The organism is Pseudomonas sp. GW821-FHT01E05 (assembly GCF_059422425.1).
On the sequence record NZ_JBWKWW010000010.1, the window covers coordinates 18,190 to 44,604 of the forward strand.

The window sequence follows — 26,415 nt, forward strand, 5'->3', positions numbered from 1 at the left end:
ATGCCTGCCATATCAACCCTTGCTCTTCTGATATACGTCCACGAATACCGCCGCCAGCAACACAGCGCCTTTGATCATCTGTTGGTAGTCGATACCAATACCCATAATCGACATGCCGTTGTTCAGCACACCCATGATGAAAGCGCCGATCACCACGCCGACCACCTTGCCAACTCCGCCGGATGCCGAGGCGCCACCGATGAACACCGCAGCGATAACATCCAGCTCGAACCCGGTACCGCCCCGCGGTGTCGCGCTGTTAAGGCGAGCGACGAAAATCAGACCTGCCACCGCCGCCAGCACGCCCATGTTGACGAAGGCGAAGAAGGTCACCCGCGAGGTGTTGATCCCCGACAGCTTGGCGGCCTTGAGATTGCCACCCACCGCGTAGATCCAGCGGCCGATCACGGTGCGGTTCATGATGAAGGTGTACACGCCGATCAACACACTCATGATCACCAGCACCGTGGGGATGCCGCGGTATGTCGAGAGCAGGTAGCAGAAGTACACGATGAGTGCCGTGATCACGCCATTCTTCAGCGCGAACAGGGTCATAGGGGCGACATTGCCGCCGCTCTTGAGGGTGCGTTTGCGACTGCGATACTCGACCACCCAGAACGCTGCTGCGACGGCAATCCCCAGCAGCAACGAGGTAATGCGCAGGTTTTCGTTGGCAAAGACATCCGGGATGAAGCCCGAACTGATCGCCGAAAAGGCTGGCGGAAACGGCCCGATCGACTGCCCTTGGGAGATCGCGATGGTCGCGCCACGAAAGATCAACATGCCAGCCAAGGTAACAATGAACGACGGCATGCCCCACACCGCCACCCAGTAACCCTGCGCCGCGCCAATCAGCGCACCCGCCGCCAGGCAGATCACCGTTACGGTGAAGAAGTCCAATCGATACTGGACCATCAGCACGGCGGCAAGCGCGCCGATCACGCCGACTACCGAACCGACCGAGAGGTCGATGTGGCCGCAGACGATCACCATCAGCATGCCCAACGCCATGACCACGATGTAGCTGTTCTGCAACAACAGGTTGGTGAGGTTGAGCGGCTGCATCAGCGCCCCGCCGGTAGCCACCTGGAAGAACACCATGATGACGATCAACGATGCCAGCAGACCGTATTCGCGCGCGCCGCGCTTGAATGACGTGAGCGCCGTTGGTTTGGATGTGAGAGGTATGCTTACTTCGCTCACTGGATCACCTCATTTTTCATGATTGCGTGCATGATTTTTTCCTGCGATGCCTCTGCGATCGGAAACTCGCCGACAAAGCGCCCTTCATTCATCACATAGATTCGGTCACAGGTACCCAGCAGCTCAGGCATTTCCGAGGAAATCATGACGACGCCCCTGCCCTCGCTCACTACCTGATTGACCACCGCGTAAATCTCGTACTTGGCACCGACGTCGATGCCGCGGGTGGGCTCGTCCAGGATCAATACCTTGGGATCGGAAAACAGCCATTTAGCCAACACGACCTTTTGCTGGTTACCCCCCGAGAGCTTGTCCACCGTCTGCAAAACGTCTGGGCTGCGAATGCGCAGGCGCGCCTGGAAATCGACCGCCACCGCGGTCTCGGCCAGTTCGTTCATCACCCAGCGTTTGGACACGGCGGCCAGGTTGGCCATGCTGGTATTGCGGGTGATGCTTTCACCCAGTACCAGACCGGCGCCCTTGCGGTCTTCGGTGGCGTACGCCAAACCTTGATCGATGGCCTTGCGGACGCTGCCAAGGTCCACTTCACGCCCTTCGAGACGAGCCTTGCCGCGGATGTTCGAGCCATAGGAGCAGCCAAATACACTCATGGCGAATTCGGTACGGCCAGCGCCCATCAGCCCGGCAATGCCCACCACTTCGCCGCGACGCACGTGGAAATTGATGTTGCGGATGCGGTCGCGCCCGGGGTGCTCCGGGTCGCCGACCGACCAGCCTTCGACCTCGAACAGCGTTTCGCCAATGTCAGGAACGCGCTTCGGATAGCGGTCCGACAGTTCGCGGCCGACCATGGAGCGGATCACCCGGCCTTCATCGATAGGCTCGGCGCGGCAGTCGATGACGTCGACGGTACTGCCATCACGGATCACGCTGATCTCGTCCGCTACCCGCCCAATCTCATTGAGCTTGTGCGAGATGATGATCGAAGTGATGCCACGCCCTTTGAGCTCGAGCATCAGCTTGAGCAAGGTGTCGCTGTCTTTTTCGTTGAGGCTCGCGGTCGGCTCGTCAAGAATCAGCAGGCGTACGTCCTTGGCCAGCGCCTTGGCGATTTCCACCATCTGCTGCTGGCCGATACCAAGGTTGCCCACCAGGGTCTGCGGCCGGGCATCGAGGCCGACCCGCGCGAGTAACTCGCGGGCCCGCTGGTGCGCTTCATCCCAGTCGATCACGCCATGACGCGCGATCTCGTTACCGAGGAACAGGTTCTCGGTTATCGACAGCATTGGCACCAGGGCCAATTCCTGGTGAATGATGCAGATGCCCAGCGCCTCACTGTCGCGCAAACCCTGGAAAGTTCGTGGCGCACCATCGAAGACAATTTCGCCGGTGAAGGTGCCATGTGGATAGACGCCGCTGAGGATCTTCATCAGGGTCGATTTGCCAGCGCCATTCTCACCGCAGATCGCATGGATTTCGCCATCGCCGACCTTGAGGTTGACCCGGCTTAGCGCCTTCACCGGGCCGAAGCATTTCTGGATATCACGCATATCGAGAATTGTTTTTGTCATTTTTCTTCTCTCCTGCCAGCACGCACCGATCGAGGGTTGCCTCAGCGCAACTGCTCCGGGGTGTAGAACCTGGTGTCATCGACGAGGACTTTCTGCCAGTTGTTGCCATCGACCAGTTGTGGGGTCAGCAACTGGGTCGGCACGATCATGGTGCCGTTGTCATAGGACGTGGTGTCGTTGACCATGACTGTCTTGCCCGTCAAGGTCGCGTCCATCATCTGCGCGGCGGCTTCGGCGAGGGCGCGGGTGTCCTTGAAAATGGTGGAGGTCTGGTCGCCGCGAATGATCGACTTGATGCTGGAAATCTCGGCATCCTGGCCGGTCACGATCGGCATTGCTTGCTTGCCCGTGCCATAGCCCACACCCCGCAATGAAGACACCACGCCATTGGCGATCTGATCGTTCATGGCCAGTACCGCGTCCAGGTGGGCGGTGCCGTAGAAAGCGCTGAGCAGGTTATCCATGCGCGCCTGGGCCTGGGCACCGTCCCAGTTGGGCGTGGCCACTTTGTCCAGGTCCTGCTGGCCGCTGCGAATAACCAACTTGCCGCTGTCGATGTAGGGCTTGAGCTGCGACATCACCCCCGCGTACACCACATGGGCATTGTTGTCGTCCGTGGAGCCGGCGAAGATTTCCAGGTTGAACGGACCTTTGCCCTGTTTGAGCTGCAGCTTGTCGACGATGGACTGTCCCTGCAGCACCCCGGTGCGGTAGTTGTCGAAGGTGACGTAGTAGTCGAAGTCTTTGGTGTTGCGGATCAGGCGATCATAGGAAATGACCTTGATACCTTTTTCCTTGGCCTGCTTGAGCACATCGGCCATGGTCGTGCCATCGATGGGCGCGACGATCAGGCCCTTGATGCCCTTGACCATCATGTTTTCGATTTGCGACAGCTGGGTCGGCGCTTCGTACTGGGCATACTGCAGGTCGGTGTCGTAACCGAGTTTCTTCAACGAGTCGACGATGCTGCTACCGTCTGAAACCCAGCGCGCTTCGGTTTTCGAGGGCATGGCAACGCCAATGGTGCCCTTGGTGCTGGTTTCGTTTTTCGAGCAGGCACTGACGGCCAGGCCCAACAATACTGCCGCGGCAACCTTGATGATCTTGTGCATAGTGTCCTCTTCTTTTTGTTGTTGGCATTTCTCGGGGATGCAACTCCCCTTCCGGCTCTGTTTACAGAGCCGGCGGGGTCATTTCGCCTATGGAGCTTTTGTCTAAAGAGCTACAAGTAGCTATTTAGCCAGGTTGACTTCCTGGCCATTCAACTCAGCGGACTCGAACAACGCTTCGAGTATCACGTTGATGTTATGCGCCTGGCTGGCTGGCACCGTCGAAGGACTACCGGTGCGTAACGACTGGACGAAGGCAGCGGCTTCACGATCGAAATACACCGGGTTACCGATCTCGGCAATTTCCGGGGAATAGACGGTTTTACGCACCGCCCAGATCTCCGGAAAACTGTTCTCGTTCCAGTGCGTCCAGCCTTGCTGATGGCCGTTCTTGCCATCGTGGTAAAGCTTGTACGACGCAGGCATCGGCGTGGAATGCATCACCCCGTGGGTTCCGTAGGCGGTAATGTCCCAGCTCTCGGTCCAGGGCATCGGGTCCCAGGACATGAAATCGATGGTGATCAACTTATCATCGTAGTTGAGCACCGCGCCCACTGCGTCCTCGCGCGCCGAATCACTCATCTGCCCGGCGAACTTGGTAATCCGCGCATTGACCGATTTGGGCATGCCGAAGTGCAACAGCAAACGGTCGATGGTGTGGCAGCCGATCACATAAAAGGCGCCGCCACGGTCGCCCGGTTGCTTCATGTGGTTGGTGTCGGCCTCGTCATGGGAGCAGCCAGCGTGCGCGCGAACCTGTAGAACCTTGCCGATTTCACCGCTCTGCAGAACCTGCTGCATTTTTTCCACCGACGGCGCGTAGCGCCAGCAGTAGCCGACCTGGAACAACCCGCCCGTGCGCTCGACCGCGTCGACGATGCGGCTGGTGTCGATGGTGCCGCGGCCCGCCGGTTTTTCGCAGAGAACAGCCTTGCCGGCCTCCAGCGCTTCGATGGCCCAATCAGCCATCAGGTAGCTCTTGGGGTGCACCAGCACCACATGCACGTTCGGGTCAGCGAGGATTTCTTCCTTGCTGCGTGCCTGCAAGTCCAGCGCATCGCAGAACGGTGCTAGCAGAGGGCTGTCGTCATAGGCGCCAAGAAACTGCACGCCGGGTATGCGCTTGAAGGCTTTGACGCGGCCCGACGTGTGTGGGTGGGTAATCCCCAGGCAGGCCACACCAATAGTGGCGCCACTCTCAAGCTTGTAAGACATGATGTTCTCCAGGTGTTCTTGTCCGAGATAGCCAATGACCGTTCAGGCCTCAGAGCCTGACCGCGCGCCCGGTCTTGACCGATTCGACCGCGGCATCGGCCAGCTGCAGGGCCTTGAGACCATCCTGCACGGTGGTCGGCATCGGAGTGCCCTTCACCAGCGCTTCGATATAGGCATCGAGTTCGGCTTTGTAGGCTTGCTGATAACGCTCAAGGAAGAAGTTCAGCAGCGGTTCGCGAGCATCGGTGACGTCCTGATTCCAGCGACGGATGGTCGTCGGACGCAGGTTATCCATCTGCAGCATGCCTTTGGAGCCAAACACTTCGATGCGCTGGTCGTAGCCATAGACCGCCTGGCGGCAGTTGTTGATATGGCACTGCTTGCCCGACGCCGTTTGCATCTGCACCATCGCGGTGTCGTAGTCGTCGTACTTTTCCATCATCTGCGGATCGATCAGGCGGCTGCCGATGGCGGTCAGCTCGACGGGTTCCTCGCCCAACAACCAGCGGCCGATGTCCAGGTCGTGGATGGTCATGTCGCGGAAGATACCGCCCGAATGCTGGATGTAGTCTTCAGGTGCCAGTCCAGGATCGCGGCTGCTGATGATCACCTGGCGCACTTCGCCGATATCGCCGGCGTCGATGGCCGCGCGCATTTCGGCGAACGTGGACTCGAAGCGGCGGTTGAACGCCAGCATGACCCGCCCATTGAGGCGCTCCACCTCCTCCACCGCAGCCAGGCTCTTGACCATGTCCAGGTCGATCGGCTTCTCGCACAGCACCGCTTTGCCCTGGCGCACAGCACGCAACATCAGGCTGATATGGGTGTGGGTCGGGGTGCCGATAACGATGGCCTGGACATCGTCGCGATCGATGGCCGCTTCGCAGTCGAGCATGGCTTCGGTGCCGAATGCATCGGCCAGGCTCTGAGCGGCATCGGCGAAAGGATCCACCACGACTACCAGCTTGGCGAACTTGCTTGCAGCGACATTGGCTGCGTGGATCTTGCCGATACGACCGGCGCCGAGAACTGCGATACCTACCATTTTTTATCTCCTGGAAACGCTATTGTTCGTTGTTGTAGACGAGCAAAACTTCAATGGGCTTTAACGCATCAATTCGGGAACTTGATCCCTTCGAATTGCGCGATGGTTGTGTCAAAGGCTTTCTTCGCCGCCACTTCCAGCGGCAGCTTGCGCAGCTCAGCGGAGATCAGTTCGACTCCCCAAGGCCCGTTGTAGCCAACATTGACCACTTGCTGAATAAAGTCCGGCACGTCGAGTTGGCCTTCGCCGCAGCATTTACGGTGGTGCGTGGAGTCGTTGAACAGCGTTTCGACGATAGCGTGGTTGGCATCATCCAACTCGATGGACTTGATCAGCTCCAGCGGAATCTTGGCGATTTCGTCGAAGCTCATACCGCCCCGTGCAACGTGCCAGGTGTCGACCAACAGGCCGCCGTTGGGGCGTACGCCCTCGGCCACCGCTATGGCGAGATCGATGGTGCGCACGCTGGAAAACGGCAGGAACTCGATCACCACATTGACGCCGAAGGGCTGGGCCCGGTCGCACAACAGGGCAAAGGTTTCACGCATGCGCGGTACGTCGGGCGGCCCATCTTCGAACAGGCCGGCGGCGACTTTGAGGCTACGCGCACCGAGTTCGCCGGCGACTTCCAGTAGTTCGTCGCGGATCTTGTCCGAAGCCGCGCGGCGTTCCCCGTCCAGGTGCCAGTCAGTCAGGAACTCGACTTCCAGGTGCTTGATACCATTGTCCTGGAGGATATTGCGCACCGTAGAGATACCCAGCTTGGCGACGTTGTGCACAAGGTCGGCGTGCACCAGGCCCATGCCTTTCCAGCCGGCTTTCGAGGCGGCTTGTGCACGGTCCTGCAAGGAAAACGGACTGATCTCGCTGGGTGCGCCGGGGTACGTATCGCCAGCGAGGGTCCAATAAGCGGCAAGCAGTTCAATATTGTTATTTGGCATGACGATCACTTTTGAGTGAGTGGTTTGAGGACGGTCGCTAACAGCTTTCGTTTAATCAGACCGGGGTCAGGACGAAGTCCCAATTGACCGCCAGGAACGGCACGGGCAAGTCGTAACGTTCGGCGACTGCCGGATCGCTTTGAGTCGTGAACTCGGCGATCAATTCTTTCTTCACGCCAAACACGGTGTCCTCGTGCAAATACTGGCAGTCGGGCGTGAAGATATGCGTGATGACTTGGTCGTAACCGTTGGCGGTGACGATGAAATGCAGATGCGCTGCGCGGTTCGGGTGCCGGCCCAGATCACCCAACAGCTTGCCTACGGGACCGTCGGCCGGTATCGGGTAATGGCGCGGCTTGACGGTGCGGAACGCGTAGTAGCCATCGGCATCGGTGGTGAACAGCCCACGCAGGTTGTAGTCCGGTTGCACACCTTTCTGCTGCACGTCGTAGAAGCCATCGTCATTGGTCTGCCAGATATCCAGGGTGGCGCCGGCAATCGGCCGGCCGGCCGTATCCAGCACCCGTCCGCTGACAAGCGTCGGTTCGCCCTTGCCGTCCAGGCAGATGTTCGCGCCGTTTTCGTAGTGCGGCGCATTGGCCACATAGAACGGGCCGAGAATGGTATTGGGCGTGGCACCCTTTGGCCGGCGATGGTTGATCGCATCGATCAACATGGTCGCACCCAGCACGTCCGACAGCAGGATGTATTCCTGACGCCAGTCGGTGCACATTTGTCCGGTCTGAGTCAGGAACTCGATGGCCTTGAACCACTCATCGTGAGTCGGCTCGATTTCCTTGATGGCTGCATGCAAATGCCGGGTCAATACCGCCATGACTTCTGCCAGGCGCGGGTTGGCGTCGGCAGAGATTCGGGCATTGACGATTTCGGCGGAATTTTCCTCTTCGAAAAGGCCGCCAATGGCGATGTCGGTGTCCAGGTGAGCAGTCATGATTCGAGATCCTTGATCGTTATTCTTGAAGGCCGGCCGGCTTTTAAGGTTGGGCGCCGGCATGCGCAATAGCAGTTCTCAATACGCTTTAACGTCGACAGCGCGCCATTTACGCCCGCTGAAACGCTGCTTCATCTGCTGTTCGATTTCTTCAAGGGTCAGGCCCTTGGTCTCTGGCAACCACAAGGTGCAGAAGATGATCGAGCCGATGTTCACCACGGCGAACAGGAAGAAGGTCATGCCGCCCATCACACTCAGCAGGACCGGGAAGACGAAGGCGACGATGGCATTGAAAATCCAGAATACGCTCACTGAAATGCCATTCATCAAGCCCCGGGCGTGAGTCGGAAACAGCTCCGACATCAAGAGCCAATACACCGGGCCGATGCACATTTGCATGAAGAACAGGAACACCAGCACGCCGGACAACGCCAGGTAACTTTGCAGAAGCGAATGCGGCATGAAGTTGAGCACGACACCAAGGAAGATTTGTGCCAGCACCACGACGGTCAGCCCCAGCAGCAGCATCGAGCGACGGCCCATGCGGTTGATCACCCACATACCGATCAAGGTGGCAATCACCGAAACCACGCCATTGCCGATCGTTGCGATCAGTGCGGCATTAGTACCCATCCCAGTCTCTTTGAGAATCATCGGCGTGTAGTACATGAACGCATTGACACCGGTGAACTGGATAACGAAACCCAGGCCGATACCAATGGCGAGGAGCTTGAGCAGCCAGGGTTCGTTGAGCTTGCCGAGCACGCCGGTGTGATGCCGTTCAACGTTGCACTGGGCAATGATTTCCTTCAGCTCGCGGTCCGCCTCGCGCTGGGTATCACGGATACCGGCCAAGGTCGTTTTGGCTTCGGCAATACGACCTTTGCTGACCAGCCAACGTGGCGAGGTCGGTACAAAATGCATTCCAACGTACAGCAGCACCGCCGGGATCAGCGCAATGGCCAGCATGTAGCGCCAGATGTACGGACTGTCGAACAGGTGCGCCAGGCCGGCGCTGGTGATGTAGGCCAGGCATTGGCCAGAGACAATCATCAACTCGCTCTGGCACACCAGCCGACCACGGTGTCTGGGAGCCGCCAACTCAGCGATCAGCACCGGCACGGTGGATGACGCACCGCCGACGGCGATACCCAGAATGAAACGGGTAACGACCATGGTCCATATATCAGGTGCTACGGCGGTACCCAGCGCACCCAGTGCAAACAATATGGCCAAGGCCTTGAGCACGCCGAGGCGACCATAGCGGTCGGATAATTGACCCGCGAACAAAGCGCCGAAAGCGCCACCAAAAATCAGCGAGGAAGCCACCAGCCCTTCCGTCATGGGCGTGAGGCCAAGCCCACCTTGGCTGACATCAAGCGTCATGAACGGCAGCGCCCCGGAGATCACTCCGGTGTCGTAACCAAATCCCAGCGACCCCATGGTGGTGATGGCTGCGATACGCCAAAGAATCTTTGACGAAGCACTGGAGGCATTTTGATTGTTGGACATGAGGTCAACCTTATTGAAATTATTTGTACGCTCAGTGGATTTGAGACTACTGCCATTGAAACGGAAAAAAAATGCCTCTACGGCAAATGTGTTTTCCGCTAAGTGGAAAACTGCAGGCAGCCGCGATACCCGACACGAAGGGTCGGCAAAGGGTTTAGGGGTGGCATTGAATAATCGGAAATCGGCAGGCAATAGCTGGCCGCAACCTTGCACTTGGCAAAGTTTCCGGTGGATTTAACGTTCTTTATGACTCGTGCGGGCGAAAGCAGAGGCCATTAATGTCGCCGTTCAAAGTGCTCTAGCGCGTCCAGTAACGCTCGTACTCGTGCTCGGCAAAGTCCGCGAGCAGAAAATCGATGAATACACGCAGCTTGGTCGGCATATAACGACGGCTTTGAAAAGCCATGTTAATCGTCAGGCGAGGCAAGTCCCAATCATCCAGCACCGGAATCAAACGCCCCGCCACCAGGTCGGCATTGATGATGTACTTCGGTTGTACCAGGATGCCACCGTTGGCCAAGGCCGCTGCGCGGACAATCTGCCCATCGTTGGTTTCCAGGATAGGGTCGACCTTGACCACACGTTCTTCATCTCCTTTGGTAAAGCGCATGACCCGCGGCTGATTGGCGTGGCTGTAAAGCAACAGATCATGGCTGGCCAGATCGTCGATGGTCTTGGGCGTGCCCTTTCGCTGCAGATATCCCGGTGAAGCGGCGAGCACCCGACGCGTTTCGGCGAGGCGGCGAATGGTGATATTGGAGTCCGGCTCGTATTCCTTGGTCCTGATCGCCAGATCGATTTCGCTGTCGATAATGTCGTAGTAGCGGTTCTCACCCAGCACTTTGACCGTGATATGCGGGTACTTCTTGCGAAACGCCGGGATCAGCGGCGCGATATGCAGCATGCAGAACGAGATTGAAGAGGTAATCGTCAAAGTGCCAACCGGCTGCACCAGCGATTCGCTGAGCGAAGCCTCGGCTTCCTTCAATTCACCGAGCAGGCTTTTGCAGCTCGCATAGAACTGATGGCCGGAGTTGGTCAGGGCCAGGCGCCGCGTGTTGCGGTCGATCAACCTGACGTTGAGCCGTTGCTCCAATGCCACCAGGTGCCTGCTTGCAGCGGCATTGGATAACCCGAGTATTTCTGCCGCCTTGGTCAAGGTCCCGACTTCTGCCGTGGTGACAAACAGTTCCAGTTCGGTCAGCCGATCCATTCAGTGCTCCGTTTTTATTTTTTCATATATGAAATAAAGAATTTCGCAGGCGGCCTTTTTCAACGCTGTGCGGAACTATAACGTGCAGCGCTATGAGCTGAAAAGAGCGGCCCAAGACGTATCTCGCCAATCACCAAGCGTGCTTGGGCCTAAGAAAATCAAGGAGTCAAGATGCGAAATCTGGACGAAGCGACCATTACGCAAGCCGTATTGGCGCGTAATAGCAGCACCACTGATGCGCGCTTGTGCGAGGTAATGACCAGCCTCGTACAACATCTGCATGCCTTCGCTCGCGACACCAAACTGACGGAAGAGGAATGGCGAAACGGCATTGATTTTCTCGAACAAGTGGGCAAGGCCTGCTCGTCCAATCGCCAGGAGTTTGTGCTGCTGTCACACACGCTGGGGCTGTCGACCCTGGTGCTGGCTCAGAATGACAGGAAGCCGTCGGGTTGCACCGAGGCAACAGCCTTCGACGTGCCAGAGATTCAGAACACCACGGTGTATGACCTGGGCGCCGACATCAGTGCCGGGCTCCACGGCGCCAAAGGGTACATGCGGGGCACCATTCGTGACGCCAAAGGCAATCCGCTGCCGTCCGCTGCCATTCAGGTCAGCCAGGCAGGTGGCGACTTGAATAATCCTGTGGCAAGCGACACCGAGCGTGCCTTGCTACAAGCCGACCAGCTCGGCCGATACTTTTTTTCCACCGCCGTGCCGCAAAGCCACCGCGTACTCCATGACGGTCCAGTTGGCACAATGCTCACCGCGCTCAATCGCCACGCCTGGCGCCCGGCGCACCTGGAGTTCGTGATTGGTGCACCCGGTTACAAACGGTTGGTTACCCACGTTTTCCGCGAAGGTGATCCCTACCTTGATTCCGATGCCGTGTTCGGCGTGCGTTCTTCCCTGATCACCCACTGGACTCAACAACCTCCCGGCGAGACTCCGGATGGGACTGTCAGCAGCGATCCCTTTTATACCCTGGAGTTCGATTTCTTCCTGACGAAGGCGTAGTCGTCGATCACCTGGCTAATTCCAATCTCGAGGGCCCCATGAGCAACGAGCCGTCCATCACTGCGTTGATTTCAGCACTGGAAGAACAACGTTATCAAGCGATGCAAAGTAACGACCTGGAGACCATTCAGCGTCTACTTCATCCCGAACTCAGTTATGTCCACTCCAGTGGCAAAGTGGATAACCGCGACAGCTTTGTGAAGAACTTGCGTGATGGACTTTCTATCTATCACCGAATTCAACACGTTGTTCATAAGGTCTATCAATCAGGAGACACCGCCATCGTCTTTGGCGAAATGGTCGCCGATATCACTTCCCATGGCGTGGCTAAAACAATCCAGAACCGAACGTTAAATGTCTGGCTGAGGACAGGAATGAATTGGCAATTGTTCGCCTATCAACCGACCCCTATCGCCACCCGTTCATCATCCCTACCTGCTTGCGGAGAATAGACGTATGTCCACGTCCCCCTTTATTTATAACGGCCAACCATCGCGCGTCATCTTCGGCCAAGGTTCGCTGCAACAGTTGGAAGCGGAAATCGATCGACTGGGTGCCAAGCGTGCGCTAGTCCTCTGCACACCAGAACAACGCGCCCAAGCCGAAAACATTGCCCAATTACTCGGCAGCCGCGCAGCGGACATTTTCGACAAGGCCGTCATGCACGTGCCCATCGAAACCGCCCGTGAAGCCCGCGAACTGGCACGCAAGCTGGGCGCCGATTGCGCAGTGGCCATTGGCGGCGGCTCAACCACAGGGCTCGGCAAGGCAATAGCAATGGATTCCGGGTTGCCTATCCTGGCGATACCAACCACCTATGCCGGATCTGAGATGACGCCGGTATTCGGTCTTACCGAAAATGGTCTCAAGCGCACCGGCAAAGATCCGCGCGTGCTTCCCAAAACCGTGATCTACGACTCGCAGCTCACCGTCAGCCTGCCCGTCGACATGTCCATCACCAGCGGCATGAACGCCATTGCCCACGCCGCCGAAGGCTTATATGCCCAGGACGGAAATCCGGTGATGTCACTGATGGCCGAGGAAGGCATTCGGGCGCTCGCCGCTGGCATGAAGGCTATCCGTCACAACCCGGGCGATCTCGACGCCCGCGATGATTGTCTTTATGGTGCCTGGCTCTGCGGCACCGTGCTCGGCAACGTCGGCATGGCGTTGCATCACAAGCTTTGTCACACCCTGGGCGGCAGTTTCAACTTGCCCCATGCACAAACCCATACCATCGTGCTGCCACACGCTATTGCCTACAATCAATCTGCCGCTCCGGGCCTATCGCGCATTTGCCGGGCGCTGAACGTTGAGGATTGCAGCCCGGCGGCGGCACTGTTCGACCTTTCCAGCTCACTGGGCGCGCCGACCCGGCTCAAGGATCTGGGCTTGACCGAAGCCGATCTGGATCGCGCGACGGATATCGCCTTGTCCAACCCCTACTGGAATCCAAGACCGATAGAAGCAAAAGCCATCCGGCAGCTGTTGCAAGATGCCTACGAAGGCATTCGTCCGGCGTAAAAACGGTGAATCAGTAAGGCAGATTAAACGGCGTAACGATCTGCACCTGTGACGGCGCAATCGGCCCGGCCTTCCACAGGCGATGAAACTGCAGAATATGCAGGAATACCTGGCGAGCATCGATCTGCAGGTTGTGGTCGATGATCGCGGTGATTTTTTCCTCCGCCAGCAATTGACGGTTTTCCTCGTCCAGGTCGTGGCCGATAAACACCTCAAGCGGGCGATCCAGCGCGGCGAACGCGTCGACGATCGCCCGGTTGCCCCCGCCCACGCTGTAGACCGCCTTGAGGTCGGGATGCTGTTTCAGCGCCTCGATCACACGCTCGAAGGTGCGTTCGTAAACCCCGTAGCCACCGCTGATGTCCAGCACCCGCAAATGCGCGGCACGGTTGCGCAGCCACATGCGAAAGCCCATTTCCCGCTCTTCCTCACCACGAAACAGCTCACTGCCAATCACCACGGCGACGCCCTGTGGTGCCGGGGCTAGCCAGCGCGACAGCAGGTAGGCGGCGGTCTGCCCGGCAGTGCGGTTGTCCATGCCGACGTAGCCGATGCGCTCGCTGTGCGGCAAGTCAGTGACCAGGGTTACCACCGGAATGCCAGCCGCGGCCAGTTGCTTGATCGCCAGGTTTACCGCCGGCTCATCGGCGGCCTTGAGCACCACGCCCTGGCTGCCGGTATTTACGCAGCGCAGCAACTGGTCGTGCATCGCCTGTGGTTCGATTTCTTCAAACAAGTGAAACCGCGGCGCGATGCGAAACGGCGCCAGACTGCTCAATTGCGCGGTCATCGCCGCCTGCACCGCCGCACTGAAGCGTTGCGGCGTGTGCATGATCACGTCGACATGGAAAGTACGCCCCGCCGCCAGGCCATTCTTCTCCTGAGCCTCAAGTTCGCTCAGGGCCTGCTCGATGCGGCGGTGGGTCTGGTAATGCACGCTGCCGCGCTGGTGTAGCACGCGATCGACCGTCGCCTTGCTGACGCCCGCCTGGGTAGCGATCTGCTTGATGGAAAAGTGTTTGGCACGTTCGAGCATCGTTTTAAACCTGAGGTTTTCTTGAGGTCTTTTTGGGCATTACTGAGGTTATGCCAATGCTAGTCTCAGTTTCGCCAGGCGTCGAGCCGGCGTAAGGACAACAACAAGAATCCAGGAGAACCACATGTCTCAAACCGACCTCACTACCTCGTTCAATGGTCAGTACTTTGTCGTCACCGGCAGCACCCAAGGCCTCGGTGCGGCGGTGGCCCATACCCTGGCGCGCCGGGGCGCCGCCGGCCTGATCATTTGCGGACGCCGCGCGGACCAGGGCCAGGCCCAGGTGCGCCAGTTGGCGGAACTCGATTGCCAGGCATTTTTCGTCGAGGCCGACCTGGAGCGAGTCGAGGATTGCCGTGCGGTGATCGAGGCCGCCCGCACCCGCTTCGGCACCCTCCATGGCCTGGTCAACTGCGCCGGCATGTCTGATCGCGGCGGCATCCTCGACACCTCCCCTGAACTGTTCGATCGCCTATTCGCGGTCAACGTGCGAGCACCGTTCTTCCTCATGCAGGAAGCGCTGAAACTGATGATCAGCCAAGGCGTGGAAGGTGCCATCGTCAACATCCAAAGCATCGTCAGCCACGGCGGGCAGTCGTATCTGACGCCTTACTCGGCCTCCAAAGGTGCCCTGGCGATACTGACCAAAAACGTGGCCTTCAGCGCCCTGCGCAACCGCATCCGGGTCAACGGCCTGAACATCGGCTGGATGGACACGCCCCATGAGGACGAAATCCAGCGCCGCTACCATGGTGCCGAGAATGGCTGGCTGGCGACTGTCGAGCGCGCGCAGCCTTTTGGCCGCCTGCTCAAACCCGAGGAAGTGGCGCAGAGCGTTGCGTTCCTGCTGTCCCGCGAATCGGGAATGATGACCGGCACACTGATCGATCTGGAACAAGGCGTGATCGGCTGCGGCGACGACACCGCTCCGCGCCCCGCCAGCCCGCTGAGCCTGACGGGAGACGCGCGATGAATCAGCCGCTGTCAGCTTTTGTGCGTGCCGATTCAGTGCAGTTACAGGACTTCGCCCGACTCTGCGAACAACAGGTCAATCCCGAGGAATATTCCCACTGCAGCGAAGTGCAAGGCAACGTGCCGATCTATCACGCGCAGGCTTTACGCGACGGCGATCGCGCGCAAGTGCTGAACGAATTGCACCGGCTGTTTCGCGACGGCCCCGGGGTCATGGTTGTGCGCCAGGGCTATGCAGACCTGGACGTGGTCGATCGCCACAGCCAGGTGTTCGAAGCAATCTTCGCCAAGGAAGCCGCCCAGGGCCTCAGCGCCGATCACTTCGCGAAGGCCGGCAGCAACGGGCGCATCTGGAATTCGTTGCAAAAGGCGGCGCTGCAATCTCCGTCGTCTTTTGTCGAGTACTACGCCAACCCGCTACTGGGGTTGATTGCCGAAGCCTGGCTGGGCCCCGGCTTTCAAGTCACGGCCCAGGTCAACGTGGTGCATCCGGGCGGCCAGGCGCAACAGCCCCATCGTGACTACCACCTGGGCTTCCAGACAGAGGAAGTAGTCGAGCGCTTCCCGTTGCCCCTGCATGCGCTGTCGCAGTACCTGACATTGCAAGGGGCCGTGGCCCACTCCGACATGCCACTGGAAACCGGCCCGACCCTGCTGCTTCCGTTTTCCCAGCAGTACGCCCTGGGTTATCTGGCCTGGCGCCGCCCTGAATTCATCGACTATTTCCAGCACCATGCAGTACAGCTGCCTCTGAGCAAGGGCGACTTGCTGTTTTTCAATCCGGCGTTGTTCCACGCTGCCGGCAGCAATCACACGCCGGACCGCCAGCGCATGGCCAACCTGCTGCAAATCTCCTCGGCATTCGGCAGGCCCATGGAAACCGTGAACCGCGAACGCATGATGCTGGCGCTCTACCCCTGCCTGCTGCAGCGGTTGGCGGATCAGGTACTGAACGCGCAAGAGCTGGACGCAGTGATTGCCTGCACCGCCGACGGCTACGCCTTTCCCACCAACCTGGACACCGATCCGCCCCTGCACGGCCTGGCCCCGCAGACCGGGCAGCAACTGATGCTGCAAGCGCTGACGGAACGCTGGACCTACGCGACCTTTGCCGAGCGCGTGGCGCAGATGAGCGCCAAACGCCAGGCATGACCCTATTTCCAACGTGTTCAAAAACAACAACAAAACCGGACTGAAACCATGAAAAAACGACTCCTGACCTACCTCTTCGCCGTCCTCTTCGCCCCCTTGGCACTCGCCGATATCCGCATCGGCGTCAGCATCGCCCAGGTGGATGATGTGTTCCTGGCGCAGATGCGCGACTACATGGCCGCCCACGCCAAGGAACTGCCGGGGGTGACTCTGCAATTCGAAGACGCCCAGGGCGATGTGGTGCGCCAGCTCAACCAGCTGCAGAACTTCACCGCCCAGGGCATGGACGCGATCATCGTCAACCCGGTGGATACCGCTGCCACGCAAAGGATGACCAATGACGCGCAGAAGGCCAGCGTTCCCCTGGTCTATGTCAACCGCCGCCCCGACCAGGCCGAACTGCCGCCGGGAGTCGGCTATGTGGGTTCGGACGAGATCAAGGCCGGCGAGATGCAAATGCGCTACCTGGCGGAAAAAATGGGTGGCAAGGGCAATCTGGCGATCATGCTTGGCCTGCTTTCCAACAACGCCACCCACAACCGCACCCAAGGGGTGAAGGAAGTGCTCAAAAGCTATCCGGACATCCACGTGGTCGAAGAACAGAGCGCCGAGTGGCAGCGGAGTAAGGCCATGGACCTGATGAACAACTGGATTCTGTCGGGCAAAAAAATCGATGCGGTAGCCGCCAACGCCGATGAAATGGCCATTGGCGCGGCCATGGCCATCAGCCAGGCCGGCATGCACCCGGGCAAAGACATCCTGGTCGGTGGCAGCGACGGCGGCCCCGCTGGCCTGGACGCGATCAAGAAGGACCAACTGCTGGTGACCGTCTACCAGGACAACAAAGGCCAAGCCATCGCCTCCATTGATCTGGCACTAAAGATGATCAGGAAAGAACCCTATACGGCACAGTTGACCATTCCCTATCAGCTAATTACCAAGGCCAACTATCAAGACTTCCTTAACCCTTGAATGAGGTGGGTTGCACAGCCGGCAGGTGGGATAGAAAGAAGAAGTCGCTCTGAAGCGCTTCAGTGTCCGGTCAGGGCTGTGGAATGCAGCCCTTCCTGACAGGCAGCTGTTGGTCCAGGCCGTGTAGAAACGCAGGCACCGTTTTGAAGTCTGCGTTGCTACGTAAAATCTGCCGGTGTTTGGTTAATCAGCAAGACCTGTGTGCGCCTGATTTCAAGGGGTTGCCTGCTCAAGATCGCTGGCCGGTGAAACACGCCTTTGGTTAAATTACCCCGCCGGCTCTATGATGGGCGGGCTTCTGGACCATGGGGGGACATCAATTGGCCACGAACCCTTCAAACCGCTCACGACTCACATCACGCTGGCCAGCGCTGGGTAAACTTCTCGGCAAGGCCTTTGCAAGACCGTCGCAAGCCACTGCACGCGCACGGGTGATCCATGAATACTTCCGCCAAAAAGCCCATGATCAAGGCTATACCCTCAGTCACAGCCAACAGCAGGTAATCGACTGCATGGCCCGGCAAGCCGATGGCTTGCTGAAAACCGGCGCAAATGCGCATGCTCCGCGTAGCCTATACCTCTATGGCGCCGTCGGCCGTGGCAAAAGCTGGCTGCTGGATGGATTTTTCCAGGCTCTGCCGATGGCTGAAAAGCAGCGCTTGCACTTTCACGATTTTTTCGTCCAATTGCACCAAGGCATGTTCCGCCATCGCCAGCAGTCCGATGCGCTGGCAAGCACGCTGGATGAACTACTCCTGCACTGCCGCGTACTGTGTTTCGACGAGTTCCACGTCCACGACATTGGCGACGCGATGCTGATCACCCGGCTATTCAAAGCGCTGTTCCAGCGTGGAATCCTGCTGCTGGTCACCTCCAACTACCCTCCGGCCGGCTTGCTGCCCAATCCCCTTTACCACGCCCGCTTCAAGCCGGTGATCGATCTGATCAATGCGCGCATGCATGTCATGGAGGTCGGCGGCCCCCATGACTACCGCAGCCAGGCACGGACTCATTCGCAGCAGCTCTTCACTCACGGGCAATACGTCTGGCCCAGTAGCCCGGCTCAGCGCCAGGCATTGCAATTGCCCGAGCAAAACGCCCCAACGTTTGCCCTGCCTGTAGGCGCCCGACAATTCCAGGTACGACGGTGCGAAGAACGGAGCATCAGCTTCGACTTCAGCGACCTCTGTGAACAACCCACCGCCGTGATGGACTATCTGGAGCTGTGCCGACGCTTCGACACCTGGATCATCGATAGACTGCCCAACCTCGCCGACTGTTCAACTGCCGCCCAGCAGCGTTTTATCAATCTGATCGACGTATTGTATGACCAGGACAAACGCCTGCTATTGATGGGCGAACGTCCTCTGCGCGAGCACCTTGGCGGCAACGCCATCGACCTGGCGCGAACCCGCAGTCGATTAGGGCAGTTGATTGAGGTCGGCCCTGCGTCATAAACCATCCAACCTGCGGCCCTTTATCGTTATCATGGCGCCCATTTCCAATGGCCGCGCGCCCTTCTCTTTTCGAGTATTGAATCTGTTCATGGATACCCTTGCACAACTTCGGGCCGGCCAACTGGCGGGCATCAAACGTCTGGATCTGTCCTGCGGGCTGAGCGAATTCCCTCAGGAGATCTTCGAACTGGCGGACTCCCTCGAGGTGCTGAACCTGAGTGGCAATGCCTTGAGCCAACTGCCGGACGACCTACATCGGCTGACGCAGTTGCGAATTCTGTTCTGCTCGGATAATGCATTCACCGAACTCCCGACGTGTCTTGGCCAATGCGCCCGCCTGAGCATGATCGCGTTCAAGGCCAACCGCATCGAGCGCGTCCCCGGTGCCGCGCTGCCGCCGATGCTGCGCTGGTTGATCCTGACCGACAACCGCATCAGCGAACTGCCCGCTGAGCTGGGCGAAAGACCTCATTTGCAAAAACTGATGCTCGCAGGAAACTGCTTGCAACAACTGCCGGCGAGCCTGAGCCAATGCCATCAGCTGGAGCTGATCCGGATTGCTGCCAACCGCCTGACCGAGCTGCCGCAGTGGCTGTTATCGCTGCCACGACTGGCCTGGCTGGCTTACGCGGGCAACCCGCTGGAATCAGAGGCGGACGCTTGCGCTCTGGACGCCACCCCGCACATTCCCTGGTCACAGCTGCATCTACAGCAGAAACTGGGCGAAGGCGCTTCCGGGGTGATTCATCAGGCACTGTGGGAACAGCCATCACAAGCCGCGCGCGAGGTTGCGGTGAAGCTCTACAAGGGCAGCATGACCAGTGACGGCTCACCGCAGCATGAAATGAATGCCTGCATCACCGCGGGCCAACATGCCAACCTGATCAAGGTCGAAGGCAGGATCGTCGACCACCCGCAGGCACAAGCCGGGCTGGTGATGCATTTGATCGACCCCAGCTATGGCAATCTGGCCGCGTTGCCGAGCCTCGCTTCCTGCACTCGCGATGTCTACGAAGCCAACACACGGTTCAGCGCCGCGTCCGCATTGCGGATCGCCAGCGGTATTGCTTCGGCCGCCGCACACTTGCACCAACAGGGCATCACCCACGGCGATCTCTACGGCCATAATATTCTGTGGAACGCTCAAGGCGACTGCCTGTTGGGTGACTTCGGCGCGGCTTCGTTTCACTCCACCTCAGACAGCTTCGAGACACGCGCCCTGCAACGCATAGAGGTGCGGGCGTTCGGGATTTTGTTGGGGGAATTGCTGGAGCGGATTGACTCGGGGTTGAGCGAGGTTGCTCGACAGCCATTGCTGGCGTTGAAAAGCCGATGCTGCCAGGCGGATGTGCTGGCTCGGCCGGGTTTCGTAGAGATTGGTGAGGATCTACGGGTTGCGGTTGAATCATTGCGAGAATCGGCGGCGTCTTGAAAAGATCGTCCGAACGCGGCCCGAACTTATCGGCAGCTCCTACAGAATTTGCGTACACCCGCCAGTGGTGTGGATGGATGCCAATCCCGTAGAAGCTGGCGCAGGCTGCGATCTTTTCGCAGCCACGAAGCCCTTGCAGATAGAAGCTCTTAACCCGCCAAACCGACAAACATGTCCTGCACGTCGTCGTGGTTATCGAGCCCTGCAAGGAAGGCTTCGACTTCTTCCATTTGCGCGTCGCTCAAGCCACTGACCGGGTTTTTAGGCTGGTAGCCCAATTTGGCCGACAACACGGTAAAACCCTGTTCAGGCAAGGCTTTCTGTACCGCGTCCAGATCGGCAGGCTCGGTAAGGAACAACGTCGTGCCCTCTTCTTCACCCGGCTCGAAGTCCTGGGCGCCAGCCTCGATAGCCGCCATCTCTGGATCAGAATCCGGGCTATCGGGGGACGCTTCGATCATGCCGACATGGTTGAAATCCCAGGCAACCGAGCCCGAAGCACCCAATTGGCCTTTGCGGAACGCCACACGAATTTCCGCGACGGTACGGTTGATGTTGTCGGTGACACACTCAACGATAAGCGGAACCTGATGAGGCGCGAAGCCTTCATACGTAACGCGATGGTATTGAACGGTTTCGCCAAGCTGACCCGAGCCTTTCTTGATCGCACGCTCCAGGGTTTCGCGTGGCATCGAGGCTTTTTTCGCCTGCTCTACCACCAACCGCAGATGCGCGTTAGTGGCCACATCCGCACCATTACGCGCGGCAATAGTAATTTCTTTGACCAGTTTGCCGAAGATCTTGCCCTTGGCATTGGATGCCGCTTCTTTGTGTTTAACCTTCCACTGTGCGCCCATTACTCACTCTCTTGATCTGTGGCGCCGAGACATCTATTGGCCGACGCTTTGTGCAAGTTTATACGGCCTAAAGTTCCCAATCGACCAAAAAGTCGAGTGACTGATCGACTTCTCCATAACATCGGGTTTGACTCGGGCCGCCGCCACCGAACCGGGTCTGTTTTCGATTGGCTGGTGAACAGCCAGACACCTGGCGCTGAAAGACTGATCAGCCTTTGTCGGCCTTGCCCGCTGCCGCAGCAAACCTGGCCAGGCGCACATCCAGATGCCGCGGTCGGCAGCCTAGCTCCTATGGGTATCGCGTCATATCTGTAGGAGCGAGGCTTGCCCGCGAAGGAAGCGACTCGGTCTCCAAGACTCACCCGACACTGGGTGACAACCCAAAAAACGCCTGAATCAAGCGCAAATCCCGCCGCCGCTCCATACAGCCGATCATGTGTCGATTGACCAACCCTTCGCCAATGATCGGCACCGCAGCCACCCGCGGATCATGACTGACCTCCACCGACGAGACGATGCCCACACCCAATTCGGCGGCCACGGCCTCGGTCACCGCCTCGCGACTGTCCAGCTCCAGCAGCACCCGCGGATTGACGCTGGCCAGGCCACAGGCGTCGTCAAAGGTGCGACGGGTAATCGAACTCGGCTCACGCAGCACCATGATCACCTGATCCAACTGTTCGATGCCAATCCCCGCAGGCGAAGCCAGCCAAGGATGATTGGCCGGCACTAACGCACAGATCCTGGATTCGCTCAATCGTTGCAAGTGCAGCCCTTTGCGCGGCTCAACTTCGGTCAGCACCGCCACATCCGCATGTTCGGACAGCAACGCCGCGAGGGTTTCCTGCGCATTGCCCAAGCGTAAATTCACGGTGATCCCCGGGTATGCCGCCCGCAGACTGGCGAGCATCGGCATGACCATGTGCGGACCGTCCGCCGCCACTTCCAGACGTCCGGTGAGCAACTGCCGATTGGCTTCAAGCATCGCCTGGGCCTCTTCGGCCAGGCCGAACATGGCTCGAGTGATCGCCGCCAGTTTGATCCCCTCCTCCGTCAGCTCCACCCGCCGTGCGGTGCGCCGTAACAAGGTGATCTGGTAATGCTCCTCCAACGCCTTGATATGCCCGGTGACCGCCGGCTGGCTGATGAACAAACGCGCAGCGGCCCGGGTGAAGCTGCCTTCACGGGCGACGGCATCAAACGCTCTTAGCTGGAACAGGTTCATATCTATCGGCCTCACTGATGGCTGGCATAACAACAAACAATTTGATTGATGACAAGCCAAACCGCAATTTATGCCCCGTACCTTCATCCCTAAGCGTTTTTGCGAGGACATCAGCATGAGTACTGCCGAGCCAATCCTGCTCACCCCAGGCCCATTGACCACTTCAGCCCGCACCCGTCAGGCCATGATGGTCGACTGGGGTTCATGGGATGACCGCTTCAATCAACTGACTGCCAGCCTTTGCGAACAGCTGCTGGCGATCATCGACGGTGCCGACAGCCATCACTGCGTACCCTTGCAGGGCAGCGGCACGTTTTCCGTGGAAGCGGCCATCGGCACCCTGGTGCCCCGTGACGGCAAGGTGCTGGTGCTGATCAACGGCGCTTATGGCAAACGCCTGGCGAAAATCTGTGAAGTGCTCGGCCGCTCGTTCAGTACCTTTGAAACCGCCGAAGACGAACCGACCACCGCCGCCGATGTCGATCGTCTGCTGCGGGCCGACACCAGCATTACCCACGTCGCACTGATCCACTGTGAAACCAGCACCGGCATCCTCAACCCACTGCCGGAAATTGCCCGGGTGATTGCCCGGCACGGCAAACGGCTGATCATCGACGCCATGAGCTCCTTCGGCGCACTGCCGATCGATGCCCGACAAGTGCCGTTCGAGGCGCTGATCGCTGCGTCCGGCAAATGCCTGGAAGGCGTGCCGGGGATGGGCTTCGTCTTTGTTCGCAAGGAGGCACTGGCCAATGCCGCCGGCAACTCGCATTCGCTGGCGATGGATCTGTTTGATCAGCACAGCTATATGGCCAAAACCGGTCAGTGGCGCTTTACCCCGCCGACCCACGTGGTCGCGGCGCTGCACGAAGCCCTGCTGCAATACAACGAAGAAGGCGGTTTGCCGGCGCGTCATCAGCGTTATGCCAATAACTGCAAAGTCTTGCTCGATGAAATGGCCAGGCTGGGCTTGCGCAGCTTCCTGCCGGCGGCGATTCAGGCGCCGATCATCATCACCTTTCACGCGCCGAAAGATCCGCGCTACCAGTTCAAGGAGTTCTACGAACGGGTCAAGGCCAAGGGCTTCATTCTCTATCCCGGCAAGCTGACCCAGGTCGAAACCTTCCGTGTCGGCTGCATCGGCCACGTCAATGAAGCCGAGATGCATGCGGCCGTGGCAGCGGTGGCGGACGTACTGCGGGAAATGGAAGTGCTGGAAATCTGATCACGACCTCCCGTAGCAGCTGCCGAGCCTGCGAGGCTGCGTTCGGCTGCGAAGCAGTCGCAAATCAACCACCGCGGTGTTTCAGGTGGACCGAACCGCATGGTTTGCGGCCGCTTCGCAGCCGAACGCAGGCTCGCGCAGCTCGCCAGCTGCTACGGGTATGTAATTCATCATGCCCACACACAGGATTAGAGACATGAACTACAGCAACCCAACCAAACTTCAAGCCGCCATCCTCGACTGGGCCGGCACTGTCGTCGACTTCGGCTCGTTCGCGCCGACCCAGATCTTCATCGAAGCCTTCGCCGAGTTCGACGTTCAGGTCTCCATCGAAGAGGCCCGTGGCCCGATGGGGATGGGCAAGTGGGACCACATCCGCACCCTGTGCGACCAGCCGCAAGTTGCCGAGCGTTATCGCAAGGTGTTCGGTCGCGCACCGACCGACGACGATGTCACCGCCATCTATCAGCGCTTCATGCCATTGCAGATCGAGAAAATCGCCGAGCACTCGGCGCTGATCCCCGGCGCCCTGGACACCATCGCCAACCTGCGTCAGCAAGGTATCAAGATCGGCTCCTGCTCCGGTTACCCGAAGCAGGTGATGGACAAAGTCGTCGAACTGGCGGCCACCAACGGCTATGTTGCTGATTATGTGGTCGCCACCGATGAAGTCCCGAACGGTCGCCCGTGGCCTGCTCAGGCACTTGCCAACGTGATCGCGCTGGGCATCGACGACGTCGCTGCCTGCGTCAAGATCGACGACACCGTCCCTGGCATTCTGGAAGGTCGTCGTGCCGGCATGTGGACCGTGGCGCTGATCTGCTCGGGTAATGCACTGGGCCTGACCTACGAGGGCTACCGCGCCTTGGGCAGTGAGGAACTGGCCAGCGAACGCAAGCGTATTCATGCGATGTTCGAAGGTTCCCGCCCGCATTACATGATCGACACCATCACCGACCTCCCGGAGGTGATCGCCGATATCAACAAGCGTCTGGCCAATGGTGAGATGCCACAAACCAACTGATCCCCGGTACGCGACACAAAAAAGCGGCAGCCCTTGATCGGGGCTGCCGCTTTTTTGTGTCAGATAACCATCCCAGAGTATTTATACGCCGAAGAAAAGCCTGATCTGCCTCAGGCAATCCCACAGAAACAGGATTACAGTTATAGAACTCCGTCGAGCAAGAACGGAGGCTTGTGACCTGATAAGTGAGGGACACCGCATGCCCTGGACAAATACCGAGTCGCGTTACAGCACGGTGTCGATTGCATTGCATTGGTTGATGCTGGTGTTGCTGGCAGTGGTCTACGCCTGTATCGAATTTCGCGGCATATTCCCCAAGGGCAGCGGTGGTCGGACCTTGATCACGGAAGCACACTACATGCTCGGCCTGACCGTGTTCCTGCTGGTCTGGCTGCGCCTGTTCGCACGAAGCCTCGGTGTCGCGCCGAAAATCCTGCCGACGCCACCTGGCTGGCAGATGCTTGTATCCAGACTGATGCATCTGGCGCTGTACGTATTCATGATCGCCATGCCCATCCTCGGCTGGCTGATTACCAGTGCCAAGGGCAACCAGGTCATGTTCTACGGGGTGGACTTACCGTTGCTGGTTCACGAAAACAAGGCATTTGCCAAGCAGCTCCAGGGTTGGCACGAGCTGGGCGGTACCATCGGTTACTGGCTGATTGGCCTGCACGCCGTGGCCAGCTTGTATCACCACTATGTGGTGCGCGATAACACGCTGCTGCGGATGATGCCAAAACGCGGCTAATCCTTACCCATAGCAGTGAATCCCCGACGGCCCTGCAAACCTCCGGTGTGCACAAAGATCAATCGTGCTCCCTGGGCCAGGCCCCCCGCTTCGATATGTTGTTTGAGCGCCAACAGTGCTTTGCCGGTGTACAGCGGTTCAAGCGGTATACCACTGTGCTTCTCGGTCAACTCGATGAACTCAAGCAACGCCGGATCGACCTTGGCGAAGCCGCCGCGACTGCCATCGAACAGCTCATACACCGGATCGCATAATCCTGCTTGCCGGACTATCGTCTCGATCTGTTGAGCGACCCCATGATCATCAGGCACTGCCAACGCGCCATAGACCGGATGCGCGCCCGCCTCGGCCAGTACCAGACCGGCCAGTGTGGTCCCTGTCCCGGCGGCCAGCCACCAGGCGTCATAGTCGTTCCAGCCCAGTGCACTCAGTTGATTGCGCGCCATCTCCAGCAATCCCGCGCACCCTTGCGCGCCGGGTAAACCGCCCCCGCCTTCGGGTACTGGTTGCAAATGCGGGTATTGCGCTTGCCACGGCAGCCAGAAGCCAGGCTCATGCCGCGCGCGATAGCCGCCATAACCCAGCCAATGCAGTTGCATGCCGAAGGCCTGCAAATCCAGTACGGTCGGGGTTTCTTGTGGGTGACCACGCAGCAAACCGACAGTGGGAAAACCGAAACGCTTTCCCGCCGCTGCCAGCGCGTGCAAATGATTGGAGTGAGCACCGCCCAGGCTGATGATGCCCTTGGCCCCGACTTGATCGGCTGCGGCCAGATGTTTGATCAGCTTGAACCACTTGTTGCCGCAGATCAGCGGGTCGATGAGGTCCAGACGCAGGATGGCAACCTGAATATTGGCCTGTGTCAGCCAATCCAGATGAAGGTGTTCAAGGGGCGCGCTGGGTAGCCAGTCGAAGGGACCCAGGCTCATGGCAGGAAAAGCATCGGCAACACGCTGCGTGGAAAAGACCCCAGTCTAGCAGCGAGCGCGGCCGTCGTTGTAGCAGCTGGCGTAGCCTGCGTTCGGCCGCGTAGCGGTCGTAAAACCTGAGTC

Annotated in this window: 24 protein-coding genes; 11 read left to right on the top strand and 13 right to left on the bottom strand. The window is 59.0% G+C overall.

Features of this window, described 5'->3' with window-relative positions:
* Positions 1 to 12: 12 nt before the first annotated feature.
* The 9 genes from mmsB to AC07W5_RS21330 all read right to left on the bottom strand — a co-directional run bounded on the left by mmsB (position 13) and on the right by AC07W5_RS21330 (position 10,722).
* On the bottom strand, positions 13 to 1,203 hold the full coding sequence (mmsB, locus tag AC07W5_RS21290; protein WP_495013197.1) for a multiple monosaccharide ABC transporter permease: 1,191 nt from the start codon (positions 1,201 to 1,203) through the stop codon (positions 13 to 15).
* Positions 1,200 to 2,735 carry a multiple monosaccharide ABC transporter ATP-binding protein gene (mmsA, locus tag AC07W5_RS21295; protein ID WP_495024271.1) on the bottom strand — a complete coding sequence of 512 codons (1,536 nt, stop codon included), beginning with the start codon at positions 2,733 to 2,735 and terminating at the stop codon, positions 1,200 to 1,202. The genes mmsB and mmsA overlap by 4 nt, the downstream gene beginning before the upstream one ends.
* 41 nt (positions 2,736 to 2,776) lie before the next feature.
* The gene (chvE, locus tag AC07W5_RS21300; RefSeq protein WP_495024272.1) at positions 2,777 to 3,847 is read right to left on the bottom strand and encodes a multiple monosaccharide ABC transporter substrate-binding protein; all 1,071 of its coding nucleotides are present in this window, start codon (positions 3,845 to 3,847) and stop codon (positions 2,777 to 2,779) included.
* 120 nt (positions 3,848 to 3,967) lie between these two features.
* Positions 3,968 to 5,095 carry a Gfo/Idh/MocA family protein gene (locus AC07W5_RS21305; protein ID WP_495013206.1) on the bottom strand — a complete coding sequence of 376 codons (1,128 nt, stop codon included), beginning with the start codon at positions 5,093 to 5,095 and terminating at the stop codon, positions 3,968 to 3,970.
* 13 nt (positions 5,096 to 5,108) lie between these two features.
* On the bottom strand, positions 5,109 to 6,104 hold the full coding sequence (gene iolG, locus AC07W5_RS21310) for an inositol 2-dehydrogenase (RefSeq protein WP_495024273.1): 996 nt from the start codon (positions 6,102 to 6,104) through the stop codon (positions 5,109 to 5,111).
* Positions 6,105 to 6,172: 68 nt separating this feature from the next.
* On the bottom strand, positions 6,173 to 7,045 hold the full coding sequence (locus AC07W5_RS21315; RefSeq protein WP_495024274.1) for a sugar phosphate isomerase/epimerase family protein: 873 nt from the start codon (positions 7,043 to 7,045) through the stop codon (positions 6,173 to 6,175).
* Positions 7,046 to 7,100: 55 nt separating this feature from the next.
* The gene (locus AC07W5_RS21320) at positions 7,101 to 7,997 is read right to left on the bottom strand and encodes an intradiol ring-cleavage dioxygenase (RefSeq protein WP_495013192.1); all 897 of its coding nucleotides are present in this window, start codon (positions 7,995 to 7,997) and stop codon (positions 7,101 to 7,103) included.
* Between the two features lie 78 nt (positions 7,998 to 8,075).
* Positions 8,076 to 9,509, bottom strand: coding sequence for a sugar porter family MFS transporter (locus AC07W5_RS21325; protein WP_495024275.1), 1,434 nt, complete (start codon positions 9,507 to 9,509; stop codon positions 8,076 to 8,078).
* Positions 9,510 to 9,807: 298 nt separating this feature from the next.
* Positions 9,808 to 10,722 carry a LysR family transcriptional regulator gene (locus tag AC07W5_RS21330; protein ID WP_495013190.1) on the bottom strand — a complete coding sequence of 305 codons (915 nt, stop codon included), beginning with the start codon at positions 10,720 to 10,722 and terminating at the stop codon, positions 9,808 to 9,810.
* Between the two features lie 171 nt (positions 10,723 to 10,893).
* On the opposite strand from AC07W5_RS21330, the gene AC07W5_RS21335 reads away from it, so the two are divergent.
* From AC07W5_RS21335 to AC07W5_RS21345, 3 genes are read left to right on the top strand one after another with little or no spacing between them, the layout of a single operon-like run.
* On the top strand, positions 10,894 to 11,739 hold the full coding sequence (locus AC07W5_RS21335; RefSeq protein ID WP_495013189.1) for a dioxygenase: 846 nt from the start codon (positions 10,894 to 10,896) through the stop codon (positions 11,737 to 11,739).
* A 38-nt stretch (positions 11,740 to 11,777) separates the two neighbouring features.
* The gene (locus AC07W5_RS21340) at positions 11,778 to 12,191 is read left to right on the top strand and encodes a nuclear transport factor 2 family protein (RefSeq protein ID WP_495024276.1); all 414 of its coding nucleotides are present in this window, start codon (positions 11,778 to 11,780) and stop codon (positions 12,189 to 12,191) included.
* A gap of 4 nt (positions 12,192 to 12,195) precedes the next feature.
* A complete protein-coding gene (locus AC07W5_RS21345) occupies positions 12,196 to 13,263 on the top strand; it encodes a maleylacetate reductase (RefSeq protein WP_495024277.1) in 1,068 nt (355 codons plus the stop codon).
* 10 nt (positions 13,264 to 13,273) lie between these two features.
* Here AC07W5_RS21345 and AC07W5_RS21350 read toward each other — a convergent pair whose 3' ends face one another.
* Positions 13,274 to 14,299 (bottom strand): LacI family DNA-binding transcriptional regulator, encoded by a 1,026-nt coding sequence (locus tag AC07W5_RS21350; RefSeq protein ID WP_495024278.1) that lies wholly within the window; start codon positions 14,297 to 14,299, stop codon positions 13,274 to 13,276.
* 124 nt (positions 14,300 to 14,423) lie between these two features.
* Between AC07W5_RS21350 and AC07W5_RS21355 the strand changes: the two genes are divergently transcribed.
* The 5 genes from AC07W5_RS21355 (at position 14,424) to AC07W5_RS21375 (ending at position 20,284) form a co-directional block, all read left to right on the top strand.
* The gene (locus AC07W5_RS21355) at positions 14,424 to 15,272 is read left to right on the top strand and encodes an SDR family oxidoreductase (RefSeq protein WP_495024279.1); all 849 of its coding nucleotides are present in this window, start codon (positions 14,424 to 14,426) and stop codon (positions 15,270 to 15,272) included.
* Positions 15,269 to 16,423 carry a phytanoyl-CoA dioxygenase family protein gene (locus tag AC07W5_RS21360; protein ID WP_495024280.1) on the top strand — a complete coding sequence of 385 codons (1,155 nt, stop codon included), beginning with the start codon at positions 15,269 to 15,271 and terminating at the stop codon, positions 16,421 to 16,423. The genes AC07W5_RS21355 and AC07W5_RS21360 overlap by 4 nt, the downstream gene beginning before the upstream one ends.
* Positions 16,424 to 16,471: 48 nt before the next feature.
* Positions 16,472 to 17,395, top strand: a complete 924-nt coding sequence (locus AC07W5_RS21365; RefSeq protein ID WP_495013183.1) for a sugar ABC transporter substrate-binding protein — start codon at positions 16,472 to 16,474, stop codon at positions 17,393 to 17,395.
* Between the two features lie 320 nt (positions 17,396 to 17,715).
* The gene (zapE, locus tag AC07W5_RS21370; protein ID WP_495024281.1) at positions 17,716 to 18,852 is read left to right on the top strand and encodes a cell division protein ZapE; all 1,137 of its coding nucleotides are present in this window, start codon (positions 17,716 to 17,718) and stop codon (positions 18,850 to 18,852) included.
* A gap of 88 nt (positions 18,853 to 18,940) precedes the next feature.
* Positions 18,941 to 20,284, top strand: coding sequence for a leucine-rich repeat-containing protein kinase family protein (locus tag AC07W5_RS21375; protein ID WP_494994097.1), 1,344 nt, complete (start codon positions 18,941 to 18,943; stop codon positions 20,282 to 20,284).
* A gap of 149 nt (positions 20,285 to 20,433) precedes the next feature.
* Here AC07W5_RS21375 and AC07W5_RS21380 read toward each other — a convergent pair whose 3' ends face one another.
* Both AC07W5_RS21380 and AC07W5_RS21385 read right to left on the bottom strand, forming a co-directional pair.
* Positions 20,434 to 21,141 carry a YebC/PmpR family DNA-binding transcriptional regulator gene (locus tag AC07W5_RS21380; protein ID WP_494994098.1) on the bottom strand — a complete coding sequence of 236 codons (708 nt, stop codon included), beginning with the start codon at positions 21,139 to 21,141 and terminating at the stop codon, positions 20,434 to 20,436.
* Positions 21,142 to 21,499: 358 nt separating this feature from the next.
* Entirely contained in the window at positions 21,500 to 22,366 is an 867-nt protein-coding gene (locus tag AC07W5_RS21385; protein WP_495013178.1) for a LysR substrate-binding domain-containing protein, read from the bottom strand.
* Positions 22,367 to 22,481: 115 nt separating this feature from the next.
* Here AC07W5_RS21385 and AC07W5_RS21390 point away from each other — a divergent pair, with 115 nt between their 5' ends.
* The 3 genes from AC07W5_RS21390 to AC07W5_RS21400 all read left to right on the top strand — a co-directional run bounded on the left by AC07W5_RS21390 (position 22,482) and on the right by AC07W5_RS21400 (position 25,363).
* Complete coding sequence (locus tag AC07W5_RS21390; protein WP_495013177.1) at positions 22,482 to 23,591, top strand: 2-aminoethylphosphonate--pyruvate transaminase; 1,110 nt, start codon at positions 22,482 to 22,484, stop codon at positions 23,589 to 23,591.
* 196 nt (positions 23,592 to 23,787) lie between these two features.
* On the top strand, positions 23,788 to 24,615 hold the full coding sequence (gene phnX / locus AC07W5_RS21395) for a phosphonoacetaldehyde hydrolase (RefSeq protein ID WP_495024282.1): 828 nt from the start codon (positions 23,788 to 23,790) through the stop codon (positions 24,613 to 24,615).
* 199 nt (positions 24,616 to 24,814) lie between these two features.
* Positions 24,815 to 25,363, top strand: coding sequence for a cytochrome b (locus AC07W5_RS21400; protein WP_494994102.1), 549 nt, complete (start codon positions 24,815 to 24,817; stop codon positions 25,361 to 25,363).
* Here AC07W5_RS21400 and AC07W5_RS21405 read toward each other — a convergent pair.
* Positions 25,360 to 26,292 (bottom strand): 1-aminocyclopropane-1-carboxylate deaminase/D-cysteine desulfhydrase, encoded by a 933-nt coding sequence (locus AC07W5_RS21405; RefSeq protein WP_495024283.1) that lies wholly within the window; start codon positions 26,290 to 26,292, stop codon positions 25,360 to 25,362. The two genes, AC07W5_RS21400 and AC07W5_RS21405, sit on opposite strands and share 4 nt — an antisense overlap.
* Between the last annotated feature and the right edge of the window lie 123 nt (positions 26,293 to 26,415).